Here is an 18,119-nt window from a genome sequence, read left to right on the forward strand (position 1 = left end):
TCTTCGTTTCTGGCGGAAGCAAAACCCCGGGGGGCCACCCCGACAGACCCGGCCCCACCTGGGGGGGGGGGGGGGGGGAGCCGGGCGAACCCGGCCCGCCCGCACCGTCAGCCCGTGACGTTGGCGACGCCCTTCTTCGCGGTGGACCAGGCCTTGTCCGCGGGCGTGCCCTTCCGTTCCACCTCGCTCAGCGCGTTGGTGATCTGGTCGGCGACGTTCTTGTCGTGGACGCCCAGGACCTGCACCGGCGCCGCCTTCGCCGCGTCGCCGAAGATCTGGCCGATGGGGGCGTTGGAGAAGTACGGGTCCTTGGCGCTCGCGACCTTGGCGATGGCGCCCGTGGACGAGGGGAAGTTCCCCTGCTTCCGGAAGAGCTTGGCCTGCTGGTCGGGGGCCGTCAGCCACTGGATCAGCTCGTAGGCCTCCTTCTTGTGCTTCGCCGCGCGCGGCACGCTCAGGTAGGAGCCGCCCCAGTTCCCCGCGCCGCCCGGCAGCTTGGCGATGTCCCACTTGCCGCGCCCGGCGTCACCGGCCTGGCCCTTGATGTAGCCGAGCATCCACGCGGGGCAGGGGATCGTGGCGAAGGATCCCGCGGCGAACGCCTGGTTCCACTGCGGCGACCACTGGTCCAGCTTGGCGCTCAGCCCGGCGTCGGCGGCCTCCGCCGCGGTGTCCCAGGCGGCCTTGACGGCGGGGTTCGACTCGTAGATCAGCTCTCCGGAGGCGTCGTAGTACCGCTCCTTCTCCTGTCCGATCATGATCGTGAAGAGGCTGCCGACGCTGTCGAGCCAGGCGCTCTTGGCGGGGGCCTTCGCCTTGTACTGCTTGCCGAGCTCCAGGTAGCCGTCCCAGGTGGCCCACTTCTTGGCCAGCTCGGCGCGGTCCGTGGGCAGCCCGGCCTGTTCGAAGAGGTCCGTGCGGTAGCACATCGCCTCGGGTCCGACGTCGGTGCCGAGCCCCAGGACGCGGCCGTCCTTCGTGGTCGCCGCCGACCACTTGGCCTCGGCGAACTGGCCCTTGAGCTTGTCGGCGCCGTACGCGGTGAGGTCCTCGAACTTGTCGGCCTGCTGCTGGGTGACGGAGGCGATGCGACCCACCTCGATGCCCTGGACGTCGGCGAGACCGCCACCGCCGGCGAGCCGGGTCTGGAGCGACTTCCAGTAGTCCTGTTCGTCCTCGGTGTCCGTCTGCTTGATCTTGATGCCGGGGTGCAGCTTCTCGTACTCGGCGTAGAGCCCGGCCTCCTTGTAGCCGAACGAGCCGAAGAGGTCGACGGTGATGGTGACCGTGCCGTCGGACGCGTCGTCCGAGGCGCCGGATCCGCAGGCGGCGAGCAGGGCCCCGGTGAGGGCGACCGCGCCGAGTCGGACGGCGGCCCTTCTGGCGGCTCGGGCGATGGGCATGAGAAGCCTCCTTGGCTTCGGAAGTGCGAGCGAGATCTGAGAGCGCTCTCAGAAGATGCGTCTGGAGCGTGCCCGGCGCACCCGGCCGCCGTCAAGACTCGAACGCGTAACGGCGGGGCCGACACCCCCAATTCCGTTGCGTGCGCGATCTATTGACAGTCATGTTTCAGGAGTTTTACGTTCCTCCGCAATGAGAGCGCTCTCAAGTGCTCGACCCCCACTCCTCGAGGTGCAGTCCATGAGATCCCCGCGCACCCGATCAGCCGCATTGCTCCTGGCCACCACCCTGGCCACCCTCGGCCTGGCCGGTCCCGCCGCCGTCCCGGCCGCAGCCGCCACCGTCCCCGTCGGAGCGGGCAGCTACTCGGACACACGCCCCGCCGGAACCTCCGGCCCCACCACCAACACCGGCGCCCCGGTCAGCCCCAAGCTCACCGCCGCCGCCCAGGGCAAGCCCGTGCCCACCAACGACTGGTGGTCGTCACTGGCCTTCCAGCGCTACGGCGACAACCCCTGGTCCACCCCCATGTACGGCCACCCCCTCACGTACCAGGCCACCGCCGCCGGTCTGGACATCGGCTACCCGACCGCCCCCGCGATCGTCGGCGACGGCCGCCAGTACGAGTACGCCCACAAGCGGGACCTCACCCTCGGGCTCACGGGCCTGAACGCGCCCGACACCAAGGCCGACACCTGGTCCGACTGGACCGTCACCCCCTACTGGTCCGACGGCACGCGCACCCTCCGTACGACCATCGGACACGGCCTGCCCTTCGTATACGCCAAGGGCACCGGTGGCAGCGCCCACGTGACCACCGCCACCGCGCCCACCGTCTTCGCCGACCAGGGCAACGTCCTCGGCATCACCGTCGCCGGCCACCACTACGCGCTGTTCGCCCCCACGGGCAGCGACTGGTCCGTCTCCGGCTCCACCCTGACGGCGGCCCTCGGGGCGAAGGACTACTTCTCGCTGGCCGTCCTGCCGTCCACGGACGCCCTGGCCACGTACCGGAAGTACGCCTTCAGCTTCGTGACCGGCTCCAAAGTGACCTGGAGTTACACCGGCGGCACGGTCCGGGCCACGTACACGCTCACCACGCAGGCGCAGGAGGGCACCGAGACCGGCACTCTCCAGGCCCTCTACCGTCACCAGTGGCTGAACAGTACGGACCCGCTCACGCCCTACACGTACGTCTCACCCCGCGGCACCATGAAGGTCCGCGAGGGCACCGCGTTCTCGACCGGCCAGCGGGCGGCGGCCGTGCTGCCCGGGCTGCCGAAGTCGTCCGGCGTCGACCCGGCCCGGCTGCGCGGCTACCTGAACGAGGCCGCCAACGCCGCCGACCCCTTCTCCGGCGCCACCGACACGTACTGGACGGGCAAGGCCCTCGGACGCCTCGCCCAGCTCGTGCCCGTCGCCGAGCAGATCGGGGAGACCGCGACCCGCGACAAGCTCATCGGGCTCCTCAAGGGCCGCCTCCAGGACTGGTTCACGGCGGGCGGCGCGAACGAGTTCTCGTACGACAGGGCCTGGAAGACCCTGACCGGCTACCCCGCCTCCTACGGCAGCGACACCGAGCTCAACGACCACCACTTCCACTACTCGTACTACGTGTACGCGGCGGCGATCGTCGCGCAGTACGACCCCGCCTGGGCCGCCGACTCGGCGTGGGGCGGCATGGTCAAGACGCTCGTCCGCGACGCGGCCAACCCCAGCCGCACCGACACCGCCTTCCCCTTCCTGCGCGGCTTCGACGTGTACGCCGGCCACAGCTGGGCCTCCGGCCACCAGGGCTTCGCGGCCGGCAACAACCAGGAGTCGTCGTCGGAGTCCACCAATCTGAGCGCCGGGCTGGTCCTGTGGGGCTCGGCCACCGGTGACACCGCCCTGCGGGACCTCGGCGTCTATCTGCTGACCACGGAGTCCGAGGCCATCGCCCAGTACTGGTTCGACGCCGACCAGCAGGTCTTCCCGGCCTCCTTCGGACACGACACGGCCGGCATGGTGTGGGGGAGCGGCGCCGCCTACTCGACCTGGTGGACCGCCAACCCCGAGGAGATCCACGGCATCAACGTCCTGCCGGTGACCGGCGGTTCGCTGCACCTCGGTGGGGAGAAGGCGGCCATCCGCCGCAACATCGCCGAGATGGAGCGCGAGAACGGCGGCCCGGCCGTCGAATGGCGCGACATCCTCTGGGAGTTCCAGTCGCTCGCCGACCCGGCCGCCGCCAAGTCGAAGTGGGACGCGGGCCATGCCGCGTACACGCCGGAGCAGGGCGAGTCCAAGGCGCACACGTACCACTGGATCGCCACGATGGACACGCTCGGCGCCCCCGACGCGACCGTCACCGGGGACATCCCGACCTCGGCCGTCTTCAGCAAGGGCACGGTACGGACGTACGCGGCCCACAACCACGGCTCCACCGCCCGCACCGTGACCTTCTCCGACGGCGCGAAGCTCACCGTCCCGGCCCGGTCGACGGCCACCGGGACGGGTACGGGCGGCGGCGACCCGGACCCCGGCGACCCCGGGCCGTCCACCGGGAACACCTTCCAACTGCGCACCGGCGGCACCCTGACGACGGCCACGGGCGCCACGGCCGGCAGCGACACCATCGCCTCGGCGGGCGGAGCCAACCACGACGGCACCCCGTACCAGCCGCTGGTGTACGTGGCGAAGGGCGTCACGGGCACGGTGCGGCCGGGCGCCGCCACCGCCTTCCGCCTCCAGGTGGACGCGGGCACCTCGGTGGGCCTCGGCCAGCAGGCCCGCGTCAGCTACGACCTGACCGGTGACGGCACCTTCGAACGGACGGAGACGTACCACTACTTCGCGACCGACCCCGCGGTGGGCTGGGAGGAGTACAACCAGGGGCGCGGGCTGAAGTCGGCCACGGGCGCCCTCGGCGATCTGAAGGGCGGCACCGTACGCCTTGAGGTGTGGCCCGCCATCGGCAACGGCATGGCGAAGCTCCAGACTGGTACGGACCGATCCGTCCTGGTCATCCCGTACGGATAGCCGTCCGTACGGACGGTCCTTCCGTACCGGAGTCATCGGTACGCATGGTCATCCGTACGGAGATCAGGCGGAAGCCCGCCGTACCAGTTCCGTCGGCATGATCACCGAGCCCGGGGCGCTGCCCGCCCCGGGCTCGGCCTGTTCCGGTCCGCTCAGCACGCGCATCAGCAGCCGGACCATCAGGCGGCCCATGCCCTCGATGTCCTGGCGGACCGTCGTCAGCGGCGGATCGGTGGACTCGGCGATCGACCTCATGTCGTCGAAGCCCACCAGGGCGACGTCCTCGGGCACGCGCAGCCCGCGCTCGCGCAGCACCCGTAGCGCCCCGGACGCCATCAGGTCGTTCGCCGCGAACACCGCGTCCAGGTCGGGCCGACGCTCCAGCAGCTCGGCCATCGCCCGCGCCCCGCTCTCCTCCGTGAAGTCGCCCTGCGCGATCAGCCCCGGGCCGGCGTCCAGCAGCACGTCCTGGTACCCGTCCAGCCGGTCCGTCGCGGAGGTCTGGTCGCGCGGCCCGGCGATGTGCGCGACGCGCTCGCGGCCCAGCGACAGCAGATGCCGCACCGCTTCCCGGGCGCCGCCCCGGTTGTCGCAGTCGACGTACGGCACGGCGAGGCCGGCGGTCGCGCCCGGCCAGCCCGGCCGCCCGCCGAATACCGCCGGCACCTGCACACGCCGGATGATCGCGGGGAGTTCGTCGTCGTCGTGCACCGAGAAGGCGAGGGCGCCGTCGACATGCCCGCCGCCCAGGTAGCGACCGATCCGGTCGTAGTCACCGGGCCCCTCCACCCACAGCAGGACGAGCTGGGAGTCGTGGGCGGTCAGCTCACGGCTGATGCCCCGCACCTGCTGCTCGAAGAACGGATCGGAGAACACGCGGAACTCCGGCTCGGCGATGATCACCGCCACCGCGCCGTTGCGCCGGGTCACCAGGGTGCGGGCCGCGTGGTTGGGGATGTAGCCGAGCTCCTCGACGGCCTGACGGACCTTGTCCACCAGGGGCCGGCGGACGCCCGCGCCGCCGTTCACGACCCGGGAGACGGTCGCCCGGGACACCCCGGCGCGGGCGGCGACGGCTTCCAGGGTGGGACGGGTCCCCGGGGGCGGATCGGGCAAGGCGGGCAAGGGACGCTCCTCGGCGACACGGCGGGACCGGACGTACAGAAGCAGGGTATCCGGTCGCCGAGTGGCTGTGAGAGCGCTCTCAAAACCTGGACGCCGTCACCGCCGCCCCCAAAGAGCAGGGCGGCGGTGACGGCGGGGGGCTCAGTGATCGTGCCCGTGGTCCTGGTTCTGGTTCTGGTTCTGCTCCTGGTTCTGGTCGTGGTCGTGGTCGTGGATCGTGTTCGTCGCGGCGATCTTCTTCCACGACTTCGGCTGGGCGGGGGTGGCGGCCGCACCGGGCGCGTCCGCCGACCGCGACCGCGCCGCGATGCCGGCCTCGGCCGCGGTGGGCGCCGCCGGCTTCGACGGCTGGTACAGCCAGGTGTCGAAGAGCTCCGCCAGCGGCTTGCCCGAGACGCGCTCGGCGTACTTCACGAAATCGCCCACCTTGGCGTTGCCGTAGGCCCGCTCGGTCGGCCAGCCCTTGAGGATGGTGAAGAAGTCCTCGTCACCTATCTCGTTGCGCAGCGCCTGCAGGGCGAGCGCGCCCCGGTCGTACACGGCGATGTCGAACTGGTGGTCCGGGCCCGGGTCGCCCGGCTTGACCGTCCAGAACGCGTCGTCGGCCGGGTGCTGTGCGTACACGTAGTCCGCCAGCTCCTGCGCGGTGCCCTCGCCCTCCTTCTCGGACCACAGCCACTGGCTGTAGCGGGCGAAGCCCTCGTTGACCCAGATGTCCTTCCAGCCGTCCACCGACACGCTGTCGCCGTACCACTGGTGCGCGAGCTCGTGCACGACGACGGAGACGTTGGCGCCGTTGGCGAATTGGCGCGGGCTGTAGAACGGGCGGGTCTGCGTCTCCAGGGCGTAGCCGCTGGTCACGTTGGGGACGTAACCGCCGAGCGCGTTGAAGGGGTACGGCCCGAAGACTTCCTCCAGCCACTCGGCGACCTCCTTCGTGCGCTCGATGCTGGCGCGCGCGGCGCCCGCGTTGTCGCCGAGGTCCTTGCTGTAGGCGTTGAGGACGGGCAGGCCCTTGTCGGTCTTGTCGGTGGTGATGTCGAACTTTCCGACGGCGAGCGTGGCGAGGTAGGTGGCCTGCGGCTTGTTGGAGCGCCAGTTGTAGCGCGTCCAGCCGAGCCGTGAGGACTGCGACTGCAGGACGCCGTTGCTGATCGCCTGCGTCCCGTCCGGCACGGAGACGGAGACGTCGAACGTCGCCTTGTCCAGAGGGTGGTCGTTGGACGGGAACCACCACACGGCCGAGTCGGGCTCCTGGGCGGCGACACCGCCGTCGGGCGTGCGGTGCCAGGCCGTCCAGCCGCCGATCTTCAGCTCGGACGGCTTGCCCGCGTACCGGACGACGACCGAGATGGTCCGGCCCTTCTCCAGCGGCGTGGCCGGGGTGACCTCCAGCTCGTGGTCGCCGGAGGTGGCGAACCTCGCCTTGGTGCCGTTCACCCGGACCTCGCTGACCTTCAGGCCGAGGTCGAGGTTGAAGCGGGACAGGTTCTGCTTGGTGGTGGCGAGGATCGTCGCCGTACCCTCCAGCAGGTCCGTCTTCGGCTGGTACTTCAGCCGGAGGTCGTAGTGCGACACGTCGTAGCCACCGTTGCCGCTGGCCGGGTAATAGGGGTCGCCGATACCCGGGGAACCCGGAGTGAAATCGGCCGCCGATGCCGGGATCGCCAGCAGGAGGGAGGCGGCGAGAGCGCTCGGGGCGATCAGTCTGCGGTGCACGTCAAGCTCTCCAAGTCGTATGGACGGAAGATCTCCTGAAGGCTATTCACCCCCGTGGGCACAGTCATGTCCATGGCCCCACCCGTCACACGATCGCCATTCGGCCGACATGAAGCCCCGACATGAACCTCCGGCCGGAAGCCCGGCAAGCAGCCCGACCAGAAGCGCCGTCAGGGAGAGCTCATGGCCCGTCCCCGGACGGCTGCGGCGCCTCCGCGGCGCTCTTCTGTACGGCAGTCGGCCCGTGTACGTTCCCGCCCATGCCCATACCTGTGCGCGGCATCCGCCCGGCGAGGAGACCCCTGGCCGTGGCCGCGGCGGCCGCACTGCTGTCCGCCGTCCTGACCCCGGCCGCGAGCGCGCGGAGCGACACCTCCGAATCCCCGGCCGACCCCTCGGCCTCCGTCCGCCAGTCCGTCCCCGTCCACTCGTACGAGAACGCCATCCGCGAGTCCGTCTGGGTCGACACCGGCCTCGACGGCGACCGTGACGGGCGGACCGACCGGGTCGCCGCCGACATCGTCCGGCCCCGCGAGGCCGCCCAACACGGCCGGAAAGTGCCCGTGATCATGGAAGCCGGCCCGTACTACTCCTGCTGCGGGCGCGGCAACGAGAGCGAGAAGAAGACGTACGACGCGAACGGACACCCCGTCCGTTTCCCGCTCTTCTACGACAACTACTTCGTACCGCGCGGTTACGCCTTCGTCGCCGTGGACCTGGCCGGCACCAACCGCTCCGACGGCTGCTCCGATGTCGGCGGCCCCTCCGACGTCCGGTCCGCCAAAGCCGTCGTGGACTGGCTGAACGGCCGCGCCCGCGCCTACACCAGCCGTACCGGCTCCGACCGCGCCTCCGCCACCGGCTGGTCCACCGGCGACACGGGCATGATCGGCAAGAGCTGGGACGGCACCATAGCCAACGGCGTCGCCGCCACCGGCGTCGAGGGGCTGAGGACCATCGTCCCGATCGGCGCCATCTCCTCCTGGTACGACTACTACTTCGCCAAGGGCGCCCCGCTCTACGACTCCGGCCCCGACCGGCTCTCGCAATACGTCAACAGCCCCGGCGCCCGCGCCCGGTGCGCCCACGTCCAGCAGCGGCTCATCGACGGCGCGCCGCGCACCGGTGACCGGACGCGCCTGTGGGACGACCGCGACCACCTACCGGACGCGGACAGGGTCAGGGCGAGCGTTTTCCTGGTCCACGGGCAGCAGGACCTCAACGTCCGCGCCAAACACTTCGGTCAGTGGTGGGACGCCCTCGCCCGGCACGGCGTCGAGCGCAAGATCTGGCTGTCGCAGGCCGGGCACGTCGACCCGTTCGACTTCCGTCGCGCCGAGTGGGTGCGTACGCTGCACCGCTGGTTCGACCACTACCTGCTCGGCTACGACAACGGCGTCGACCGGGAGCCGATGGCGGACATCGAGCGGGCCCCCGACCGGTGGTCCACCGACCGTCTCTGGCCGCCGCGCGCCACGCACACCACCATCCTGCGCCCCGCCAAGGGCGCGGCAGCCGGCGTCGGCACCCTGTCCCTCACCCCGGCCCGGCCGGGCGCGACCGAGACGTTCACCGACGACCCGGCTCTGGGCGAGATCGACTGGGCGTCGCGCCCGGACCCGACGCCGCACCCGACCCCGCACGTGACATTCCCGACCTCTGGAGGCAGCACCCGATGAGGCCACGCGTCCGCAGTGCCCTGCTGTCCGTCACCGCCGCCGCCCTCGCGCTGCCGCTCGTCACCGCGCCGACGTCGCAGGCGTCGCCGCCCCCGCCACCCCGCACCGGCTTCGAAGCCGGCGCCGGGGCCCGCTGGACCGCCCTGCCCGAGGAGCAACGTTTCCTCGCCGCCGTCGACCGGGCCAGCGACCGCGTGTCGATGACCCGGATCGGTACCACCGAACAGGGCCGCCCCCTTCAGCTCGTCACCATCGGCACCGCCCGTACCTCCCACACCGTGCTGCTCATATGCAGCCAGCACGGTGACGAACCCTCCGGCCGGGAGGCCTGCCTCACCACCATCCGCGACCTCGCGTACGCCAAGGACGCGGCCACCAGCCGCTTCCTCGCCCGGACGACCGTCCTCGTCGTCCCCACGGCCAACCCCGACGGCCGGGCCGCCCACACCCGCGGCAACGCCGACGGAGTCGACATCAACCGCGACCACATCGCCCTGAGGACCGCCGAGGGCCGCGCCCTGGCCGCCGTGATCCGCGACCACCGCCCCGACGTCGTCCACGACCTGCACGAGTACGACGCCACCCCGCCGTACTACGACAAGGCCCTCCTCGCGCTCTGGCCGCGCAACCTCAACACGCACGCGCGCGTGCACGACGAGGCGCGCACCCTCTCCGAGTCGTACGTCCGTCCCGCCGCCGAGCGGGCCGGACACACCACCGGCGTCTACGGCATCTGGACCGATCCCGCCACCGGCGAGCCCGTCAAGCAGGTCGCCGGGGACGGCCAGGAGCGCATCCTGCGCAACACGGCGGGCCTCAAGCACGCCGTCGGCCTGCTCGTCGAGACCAGGGTGACCCCCCTCACGGAGGCCGAGAAGGAGGACGCGGCGCTCAACAACCGCCGCCGTGTCCGCACCCACCTCGTCGCCCTGGGCAGCCTGTTCCGGTACTCCGACGCGCGGCGCGGCAGCATCGAGGCGACCACGACCACCGCCCGGCGCGAGGGCCTGGCGGACCGGGGGCCGGTCCACGTCGGCGGCGCCGACAACGACCCGGCCGAGCCGGCCGAGGTCATCCAGGACCCGCCCTGTGCCTACCGCCTGAGCCCGGAGCAGTACGCCGACGTCCGGGACGAGCTGGCCCTGCACGGCGTACGGGCGCGCCCGGACGGGGACGGCTCCGCCCTCGTGCCCCTGCGGCAGTCCCGGCGCGCCCTGGTCGCGCTGCTCCTCGACGCGCGTGCCGCGTACCGCATCACCACGGGTCAGCCCGCCACCGCCTGTTGATCCCGATTCAGAAGTGACCAGTGTGGTAGGGGGTACCGAAGAGCGAAATCACGTTGAACGCGCGAAAGGTGCCGTTGTGTCGCACGACGAACAGAAGACGGGGCAACGGCTGCGGTTGCCGGTGAAGGCGGCCCTCCCCGGCCGTCACCCGCACGAGGACAAACCGCCCGTCACCGACCGGGTGGTGTTCGGCGTGACGGCCGTCCTCACCCTCGCCTTCGTCATCTGGGGATCCACCGCGACCAAGGCGCTGGAGACCGTCTCCGACTCGATGCTGAGCGGCCTGATGCACAACGGCGGCTGGGCCTTCGTCCTGGCCGCCTCCGGCTTCGTCGTCTTCGCTCTCTGGCTGGCCGTCAGCCGGTACGGACGGATCCAGCTCGGCCAGGAGCACGAGGAGCCGGAGTTCCGCACCGTCTCCTGGGTCGCGATGATGTTCAGCGCCGGCATGGGCATCGGCCTGATGTTCTACGGCGTCAGCGAGCCCCTCGCGCACTACACGACCCCGCCGCCCGGCACCGACCCCGCCGACTCCGCGGACGCCATGCAGACGGCCATGGCCACCACGCTCTTCCACTGGACCCTGCACCCCTGGGCGATCTACGCGGTCGTCGGCCTCGCCATCGCGTACAGCACCTTCCGGCGCCGCAGGCGACAGACCATCAGCGCCGTCTTCGAACCGCTCATCGGGAAGAAGCGCGCCGAGGGCGCACCGGGTCGTGTGATCGACATCCTCGCCATCTTCGCCACCCTCTTCGGGTCCGCCACCTCCCTCGGCCTCGGTGCACTCCAGATCGGCAGCGGGTTCAGGGAGCTCAACTGGATGGGGAAGACCAGCACCGGGCTGCTCGTCGCCATCATCGCGGTGCTGACGGTGGCGTTCGTGTTCTCGGCCGTCTCCGGCGTAGAGAAGGGCATCCAGTGGCTGTCCAACACGAACATGGTGCTGGCCGTCATCCTCGCGATCTTCGTCTTCGTCGCCGGGCCGACCATCCTCATCCTCGACCTCGTACCGACCTCGCTCGCCTCCTACATCGGCGACCTCGCGCAGCTCGCCGGCCGCACGGAGGCGGCGACCGGTGGCGGCGGGGTCGCCGACTGGCTGAGCAACTGGACGGTCTTCTACTGGGCCTGGTGGATCTCGTGGACGCCGTTCGTCGGCATGTTCATCGCCCGCATCAGCCGAGGGCGGACCATCCGTCAGTTCATCGGCGGCGTCATCCTGGTGCCGAGCACCGTCAGCCTGATCTGGTTCGCCATCTTCGGCGGTACGGCGATGCGCCTCCAGGAGGGCAACCGGCTCGGGGGCGAGACCACGCCCGAGGGCCAGCTCTTCGGCGTCCTTCAGCAGTTCCCGATCGCCGGTGTGATGAGCCTGCTGGTCATGGTCCTGGTCGGGATCTTCTTCATCTCGGGCGCCGACGCGGCGTCCATCGTGATGGGCACGCTCTCACAGAAGGGGACCTTCGAGCCGGCCCGGATCGTCGTCGTCTTCTGGGGTGTGGTGACCGGCGGAGTGGCGGCCGTGATGCTGCTCGTCGGCCAGGGCAAGGGCGACGCGCTCGCCGGTCTCCAGCACCTGACGATCCTCGTCGCGGCCCCGTTCGTGCTGGTGATGCTCGGCATGTGCGTGTCCCTGATGCGTGACCTCCGCCGGGACCCGCTGATCGTGCGCGGCGAACTCGCCGAGGAGGCCGTGGAGGAGGCGGTCATCGCGGGCCACGAGAAGTACGCGGGCGACTTCGAGATCCGCATCGGCCCGGGCTCCGACACGGAGGCGCGGAAGCGGACGGACTCCGGGGGGCCGGACGACGAGGCCCCCGGCTCCGGGAGCCGTCCCGGGACCCCGTGACCCCACCCCGTACGTCCCTGCCGGCCGCACCACGCGCGCGCCCGGCCGGGGCGGGACCGGGGTGCACGTCATTCCACGGGGCGCGGGCCGTCGAAGCCCCTCGTGCCGGTCACACCGCCGGCGGCCCGCGTGGGCCGCGGGCCGCCGCGCGCCTGAAGACGCCGTGGACGGACCCGCCCGCCCGGCTCGCCGAGCGGCCCCGGCGCGGCCTGCGCATCGTGGCCGGTCGCGCATCGTGGCGGTCGAGCCGGTCGAGCCGGTCGAGCACGTCGAGCCCGTCGGCGAGGCGGTCCGGGTCGGCCGAGCTGCCCGGCCGCCCGGCCGCCGACCCTCGACGGTCGTTCGCCGGACCGCCCTGACCAGGCGCCCGATAGGATCGGCCCCCTGATGACTGCAACCCTCGTCGCGAAGGACCTCGCCGCCGGCCACGGCGAGCGTTCCCTCTTCTCCGGCCTCGACCTCGTCGTCGCACCCGGCGATGTGATCGGCCTCGTCGGCGTCAACGGCGCCGGCAAGTCGACCCTGCTCCGCCTGCTCGCGGGGCTGGACACACCCGAGCAGGGTGAACTGCGCCTGTCACCGCCCACCGCCACCGTCGGCCACCTCCCGCAGGAGCCCGAACGGCGCGAGGGCGAGACCGTACGCGACTTCCTCGCCCGGCGCACCGGTGTCGCCGCCGCCCAGGTGGCGATGGACGCGGCCACCCAGGGTCTCGTCGACGGCACGCCCGGCGCCGACGACGCGTACGCCGTGAGCCTGGAGCGCTGGCTGAACCTCGGCGGTGCCGACCTCGACGAGCGGGCCGACGAGGTCGCCGCGTCCCTCGGCCTGACCGTCGGGCTCGACCAGCCGATGACCTCCCTCTCCGGCGGCCAGGCCGCCCGCGCCGGCCTCGCCTCGCTGCTCCTGTCCCGGTACGACCTGTTCCTGCTCGACGAGCCGACCAACGACCTCGACCTGGACGGGCTGGAGCGGCTGGAAGGCTTCGTCCAGGGGCTGCGCGCCGGGACGGTCGTCATCAGCCACGACCGGGAATTCCTCGCCCGAACCGTCACGAAGGTCCTCGAACTGGACCTCGCCCAGCAGGAGATCCGGCTCTTCGGAGGCGGTTACGAGGCGTACCTGGAGGAGCGGGAGACCGCCCGCCGCCACGCCCGCGAGGAGTTCGAGGAGTACGCCGACAAGAAGTCCTCCCTCGAAGGCCGCGCCCAGATGCAGCGCTCCTGGATGGACAAGGGCGTCAAGAACGCGCGCCGCAAGGCAAGCGACAACGACAAGATCGGTCGCAAGTTCCGCAGCGAGGCGAGCGAAAAACAGGCTGCCAAGGCCCGCCAGACCCAGCGCATGATCGAGCGCCTGGACGTGGTCGACGAGCCGCGCAAGGAGTGGGAGCTACGGATGGAGATCGCCGCGGCCCCGCGCTCCGGCTCCGTCGTGGCGACCCTCCGCGACGCGGAAGTGCGGCGCGGTGACTTCCACTTCGGGCCGGTCTCGCTCCAGATCGACTGGGCCGACCGGGTCGCCATCACCGGCGCCAACGGCGCGGGCAAGTCCACCCTGCTCGCCGCGCTCCTCGGCCGCCTCCCGCTGGACGCCGGCCACGCCGCGCTCGGCTCCGGCGTCGTCGTCGGCGAGGTCGACCAGGCGCGCCGGCTCTTCCACGGGACGGAGGCCCTGCTGGACGCGTTCTGCGCGGCCGTGCCGGACACCGAGCCGGCGGAGGTGCGCACCCTGCTGGCGAAGTTCGGCCTCAAGGCGCACCACGTCCTGCGCCCGGCGACGTCCCTCTCCCCGGGCGAACGGACCCGCGCCGCGCTCGCCCTCCTCCAGGGCCGCGGCGTGAACCTGCTGGTGCTGGACGAGCCGACCAACCACCTCGACCTGCCGGCCATCGAGCAGCTGGAGTCGGCCCTCGATTCGTACACCGGCACGCTGCTGCTCGTCACCCACGACCGGCGCATGCTGGACGCGGTCAGGACGGCACGCCGCATCGAGGTGGCGGACGGCAAGGTCACCGAGCAGTGACGCACCCCCGCTGAGGGCCTGAGGGCCGCCCGCCGGCCGCCCGCCGCTACGGGCGGTCCTCGGGCTCCTCGTACGTGTCGTACATGTCGTCGTCCGACGCCGCCCCCTCGGGCTCGCCCGGCCGTGACGGCTTGCGGTCCCGGTCCCGGTCCCGGTTCGGTGCCTGGCGCTTCTCCTCCTCCAGGCGCTTGCGGACCTCTTCGGGCTTGTCTCCGACCTGGTTCATGACCGTCTCCCGTTTCCGCGTCGTCGGATGGTGGCGTGACGCGGCCAGCGTCACACAGCCGGTTCGCGCCCGCACCTCGGCCGAAACGCGCCGGGGCGGGCGGGGAAGCCCCCGCCCGCCCCGGTTCGGGCGTCACGCGTGACGCGTCAACGGCGGCCCTTGCCGTCGTTCCCGCCGCCCAGCAGGCCGGCCTTGCGCAGGGCTTCCGCCATGGCGCTGTTCGCGGGCGCCGGCGACGCCTGCGACGGACGCCCGCCGCCACCGCGCCGGTCACGGCCGCCACCGCCGCTGCCCTGGCGCTGTCGCGGGGGCCGGCCGCCCCCGCCCCGCTCGCGCTTGGACGCCGCGCCGGACTCCGTGGCCTCGTCGTCCAGCCGCAGTGTCAGCGAGATCCGCTTGCGCGGAACGTCGACCTCCAGCACCTTCACCTTCACCACGTCGCCCGGCTTCACCACCTCGCGCGGGTCCTTGACGAAGTTCCGGGACATCGCCGACACGTGCACGAGCCCGTCCTGGTGCACACCGACGTCCACGAACGCGCCGAACGCCGCCACGTTCGTGACGACGCCCTCCAGCACCATCCCCGGCTCCAGGTCGCCGATCTTCTCGACGCCCTCCTTGAAGGTGGCCGTCTTGAACGCCGGCCGCGGGTCGCGCCCCGGCTTCTCCAGCTCCCGCAGGATGTCCGTGACCGTCGGCAGACCGAACGTCTCGTCCACGAAGTCGTCCGCCCGCAGGGACCGCAGCACCGAGGTGTTGCCGATCAGCGACGCCACCTCGCCGCCCGTCGTCTTCGCCATCCGCCGCACCACCGGGTACGCCTCCGGGTGCACGCTGGAGGCGTCCAGCGGATCGTCCCCGCCCCGGATGCGGAGGAAGCCCGCGCACTGCTCGTACGCCTTCGGGCCGAGCCGCGGCACGTCCTTGAGCGCCTTGCGCGACCGGAAGGGGCCGTTGGCGTCGCGGTACGCGACGATGTTCTCGGCGAGGCCCGAGCCGATGCCCGACACGCGCGACAGCAGCGGCGCCGACGCGGTGTTGACGTCGACACCGACGCCGTTCACACAGTCCTCGACGACCGCGTCCAGCGACCGCGACAGCTTCACCTCGGACAGGTCGTGCTGGTACTGGCCGACGCCGATCGACTTCGGGTCGATCTTCACCAGCTCGGCGAGCGGGTCCTGGAGCCTGCGCGCGATGGACACGGCTCCGCGCAGCGACACATCCAGCTCCGGAAGCTCCTGCGACGCGAACGCGGACGCCGAGTACACCGACGCGCCCGCCTCCGACACCATGACCTTCGTCAGGTTCAGCTCGGGGTGCCTGGCGATGAGTTCACCGGCCAGCTTGTCGGTCTCGCGCGACGCCGTGCCGTTGCCGATGGCGACCAGCTCGACGGCGTGCTCCTTGGCGAGCCGCGCCAGGGTCGCCAGCGACCGGTCCCACTTGTTGGCCGGCACGTGCGGGTGGATCGTGTCGGTGGCGACGACCTTGCCGGTCGCGTCGACCACGGCGACCTTCACGCCCGTACGGAAACCGGGGTCGAGCCCGAGGGTCGCGCGCGTCCCCGCCGGCGCCGCCAGCAGCAGGTCGCGCAGGTTCGCCGCGAAGACCCGTACCGCCTCGTCCTCCGCGGCCGTACGCAGGCGCAACCGCAGATCGATCCCGAGGTGGACCAGGACCCGGGTCCGCCAGGCCCAGCGCACGGTGTCGGCCAGCCACTTGTCGCCCGGCCGGCCCTGCTGCGAGATCCCGAACCGGGAGGCGATGATCCCCTCGTACGACGAAGGCCCCTCCACCGGCTCCTCGGGCTCCAGGACCAGATCGAGGACGTCCTCCTTCTCGCCGCGCAGCATCGCCAGCACCCGGTGCGAGGGCAGCTCGGTGAACGGCTCGGAGAAGTCGAAGTAGTCGGCGAACTTCGCGCCCGACTCCTCCTTGCCCTCCCGGACCCTGGCGGCCAGCCGCCCGCGCGTCCACATCCGCTCACGCAACTCGCCGATCAGGTCGGCGTCCTCCGAGAACCGCTCGGTGAGGATCGCCCGCGCGCCCTCCAGCGCGGCGGCCGGGTCCGCGACGCCCCTGTCGGCGTCGACGAACGCGGCGGCCGCGGCGAGCGGCTCCACCGACGGGTCGCCGAGCAGCCCGTCGGCGAGCGGTTCCAGGCCGGCCTCGCGCGCGATCTGCGCCTTGGTGCGCCGCTTCGGCTTGAACGGCAGGTAGATGTCCTCCAGCCGCGCCTTGGTGTCGGCGGCGCGGATCCGCGCCGCCAGCTCCTCGGTCAGCTTGCCCTGCTCGCGTACCGAGTCGAGGATCGCGCTCCGCCGCTCCTCCAGCTCCCGCAGATAGCGCAGCCGCTCCTCGAGCGTGCGCAGCTGCGCGTCGTCGAGCATCTCGGTCGCTTCCTTGCGGTAGCGCGCGATGAACGGCACGGTCGACCCGCCGTCGAGCAGCTCGACGGCCGCTCTCACCTGCCGCTCGCGTACGCCGAGCTCCTCGGCGATCCTGCCTTCGATGGACGTCGTCACGGTGTCCCGACTCGCCTTCTCGTGCCTCCAGCTTGCGGATGCATTCTGCCGGGTCACCGTGCGACGTGTCGCGCGCCCTGTCCTCAGGCGCGGCGCGTCCGGCCCCCGCCGCGCGAGGCCCCGCCGAACAGCCGGGCGAGCAGCCGGAACGGCAGGGTCACCACGGTGGCGACGGCGGAACCGATCATGCGGAAGAAGTCGGCGATCGTGCGCACGGGGCACCTCCAGGTGCTGTCGGGGTCGCCCTGTGCGGATTGCCGCCGCGCATCCGGCGAAACGTCTCCCCCTCCCGGCTCTCTCCCGGCTCCCTCCGGGCGAACCGCCTCGGCGCCCGCTTCCCGGTCCCGGGCTCAGTCCTTGCCGCCCGCCAGGTCAGCCGGGAACGCGCCCGCGGCGACCGCGGCGCCGAGGAAGCCCCGCCCCAGTTCGGTGAGCCGCTCGACGCCCGCCGCGCCGAGGTGCTCGTACGGAGCGGCGTCCAGGCGGTCCGTACGGTCCTCCACCTCGGCGCGCAGGGCGGAGCCCGCACTCGTCAACTCGCCCCGCTCGTCCAGCAGGCCCCGCTCGCGCAGCCGGCCGGCCGCCGCGTCCCAGTCGGCGCGTCGCCAGCCGCGCGTGGCGAGGATCCAGCGTGGCGCCATGCCCTTGCCGGTGGCCGTGTGGCTGACCAGCGCCTCCAGCGGGTCGAGCCCGGCGTCGAGCAGCGCGGCCAGGTGCGCGTCACCGCGGTGCTCGCGCAGCAGCGTCGCGGCGTGCCAGTACGCGAGGTGCGGCTCCTCGGGCACGGGCAGGTCGGCGTGCGCGGCGTACAGCGGGCGGGCGTGGCGCGTGCACCCTTCGGCGGCGCGCAGCGCGAGCCCGGCGGCCTCCGCCATCGCCTCGGAGGTGACCGTCGCGTCGCCGAGGAGACGCCGCAGCGTGGCGTCGGCGGCCCGCAGCCGCGCCGCCAGCACCTCCTCGGGTGAGGCGATGTCCCAGACGGCCGGGAGGTGCCGGGCGATCAGCTCGTGGTTGAAGTTGTAGAACGTGGCCGCGACGACACCGGGGCCGACGGCGCCCATCGCGGCGGCGCGCCCGGCGAAGTACGCGGCGGAGGAGTCCTCGACACCGAGGCCGGCCAGCTCCTCGGCGTAGTCGGGGGAGAAGTAGAGCGACGAGTGGATCGGGTTCAGGGCGTTGTGGCAGCGGCGTCCGGCGCGCGGCGGCAGAGTCGTCATAACCGCAGGTTACCGACTGGTTGGTACGTCAGCCAGGCCC

The 18,119-nt window shown here is 72.0% G+C and carries 11 protein-coding genes and 1 pseudogene; 5 read left to right on the forward strand and 7 right to left on the reverse strand.

Features of this window, described 5'->3' with window-relative positions:
• Nucleotides 1–107 precede the first annotated feature (107 nt).
• A complete protein-coding gene (locus ABZZ38_RS23395; RefSeq protein WP_356743111.1) occupies nt 108–1,403 on the reverse strand; it encodes an extracellular solute-binding protein in 1,296 nt (431 codons plus the stop codon).
• Between the two features lie 238 nt (nt 1,404–1,641).
• Between ABZZ38_RS23395 and ABZZ38_RS23400 the strand changes: the two genes are divergently transcribed.
• The gene (locus ABZZ38_RS23400; protein WP_356743113.1) at nt 1,642–4,422 is read left to right on the forward strand and encodes a glycosyl hydrolase; all 2,781 of its coding nucleotides are present in this window, start codon (nt 1,642–1,644) and stop codon (nt 4,420–4,422) included.
• Between the two features lie 63 nt (nt 4,423–4,485).
• On the opposite strand, the gene ABZZ38_RS23405 is transcribed toward ABZZ38_RS23400, so the two are convergent.
• Together ABZZ38_RS23405 and ABZZ38_RS23410 are read right to left on the reverse strand one after the other, a co-directional pair.
• Nucleotides 4,486–5,538, reverse strand: a complete 1,053-nt coding sequence (locus ABZZ38_RS23405) for a LacI family DNA-binding transcriptional regulator (RefSeq protein WP_356743224.1) — start codon at nt 5,536–5,538, stop codon at nt 4,486–4,488.
• 150 nt (nt 5,539–5,688) lie between these two features.
• Nucleotides 5,689–7,266, reverse strand: coding sequence for a M1 family metallopeptidase (locus ABZZ38_RS23410; protein WP_356743115.1), 1,578 nt, complete (start codon nt 7,264–7,266; stop codon nt 5,689–5,691).
• Between the two features lie 260 nt (nt 7,267–7,526).
• Here ABZZ38_RS23410 and ABZZ38_RS23415 point away from each other — a divergent pair.
• From ABZZ38_RS23415 to ABZZ38_RS23430, 4 genes and pseudogenes are all read left to right on the forward strand, one after another.
• Nucleotides 7,527–8,879, forward strand: a pseudogene (locus tag ABZZ38_RS23415) (CocE/NonD family hydrolase); the annotation flags it as partial.
• 62 nt (nt 8,880–8,941) lie between these two features.
• Nucleotides 8,942–10,231: a M14 family metallocarboxypeptidase gene (locus ABZZ38_RS23420; RefSeq protein WP_356743117.1), complete on the forward strand. Its 1,290-nt coding sequence runs from the start codon at nt 8,942–8,944 to the stop codon at nt 10,229–10,231.
• Nucleotides 10,232–10,346: 115 nt separating this feature from the next.
• Nucleotides 10,347–12,083: a BCCT family transporter gene (locus ABZZ38_RS23425; RefSeq protein ID WP_356743226.1), complete on the forward strand. Its 1,737-nt coding sequence runs from the start codon at nt 10,347–10,349 to the stop codon at nt 12,081–12,083.
• Nucleotides 12,084–12,470: 387 nt separating this feature from the next.
• Nucleotides 12,471–14,108, forward strand: a complete 1,638-nt coding sequence (locus ABZZ38_RS23430; protein ID WP_356743120.1) for an ABC-F family ATP-binding cassette domain-containing protein — start codon at nt 12,471–12,473, stop codon at nt 14,106–14,108.
• A gap of 46 nt (nt 14,109–14,154) precedes the next feature.
• On the opposite strand, the gene ABZZ38_RS23435 is transcribed toward ABZZ38_RS23430, so the two are convergent.
• From ABZZ38_RS23435 to ABZZ38_RS23450, 4 genes are all read right to left on the reverse strand, one after another.
• Nucleotides 14,155–14,334 (reverse strand): hypothetical protein, encoded by a 180-nt coding sequence (locus ABZZ38_RS23435; RefSeq protein WP_356743124.1) that lies wholly within the window; start codon nt 14,332–14,334, stop codon nt 14,155–14,157.
• 146 nt (nt 14,335–14,480) lie between these two features.
• Complete coding sequence (locus ABZZ38_RS23440) at nt 14,481–16,862, reverse strand: Tex family protein (RefSeq protein ID WP_356743126.1); 2,382 nt, start codon at nt 16,860–16,862, stop codon at nt 14,481–14,483.
• Nucleotides 16,863–16,945: 83 nt separating this feature from the next.
• Nucleotides 16,946–17,077 (reverse strand): LPFR motif small protein, encoded by a 132-nt coding sequence (locus ABZZ38_RS23445; protein ID WP_356743128.1) that lies wholly within the window; start codon nt 17,075–17,077, stop codon nt 16,946–16,948.
• Nucleotides 17,078–17,212: 135 nt separating this feature from the next.
• The gene (locus ABZZ38_RS23450) at nt 17,213–18,079 is read right to left on the reverse strand and encodes a hypothetical protein (RefSeq protein WP_356743131.1); all 867 of its coding nucleotides are present in this window, start codon (nt 18,077–18,079) and stop codon (nt 17,213–17,215) included.
• Nucleotides 18,080–18,119: the final 40 nt, after the last annotated feature.

Origin of the sequence: Streptomyces sp. NPDC006368, from assembly GCF_040612535.1 — a bacterium.
GTDB lineage: Bacteria > Actinomycetota > Actinomycetes > Streptomycetales > Streptomycetaceae > Streptomyces.

Excerpts from the sequence above, each read along its gene's own strand:
- ABZZ38_RS23420 (WP_356743117.1), top strand. The coding sequence starts at position 8,942 with ATGAGGCCACGCGTCCGCAGTGCCCTGCTGTCCGTCACCGCCGCCGCC.
- ABZZ38_RS23430 (WP_356743120.1), top strand. The coding sequence starts at position 12,471 with ATGACTGCAACCCTCGTCGCGAAGGACCTCGCCGCCGGCCACGGCGAG.
- ABZZ38_RS23400 (WP_356743113.1), top strand. The coding sequence starts at position 1,642 with ATGAGATCCCCGCGCACCCGATCAGCCGCATTGCTCCTGGCCACCACC.
- ABZZ38_RS23395 (WP_356743111.1), bottom strand. The coding sequence starts at position 1,403 with ATGCCCATCGCCCGAGCCGCCAGAAGGGCCGCCGTCCGACTCGGCGCG.
- ABZZ38_RS23450 (WP_356743131.1), bottom strand. The coding sequence starts at position 18,079 with ATGACGACTCTGCCGCCGCGCGCCGGACGCCGCTGCCACAACGCCCTG.
- ABZZ38_RS23435 (WP_356743124.1), bottom strand. The coding sequence starts at position 14,334 with ATGAACCAGGTCGGAGACAAGCCCGAAGAGGTCCGCAAGCGCCTGGAG.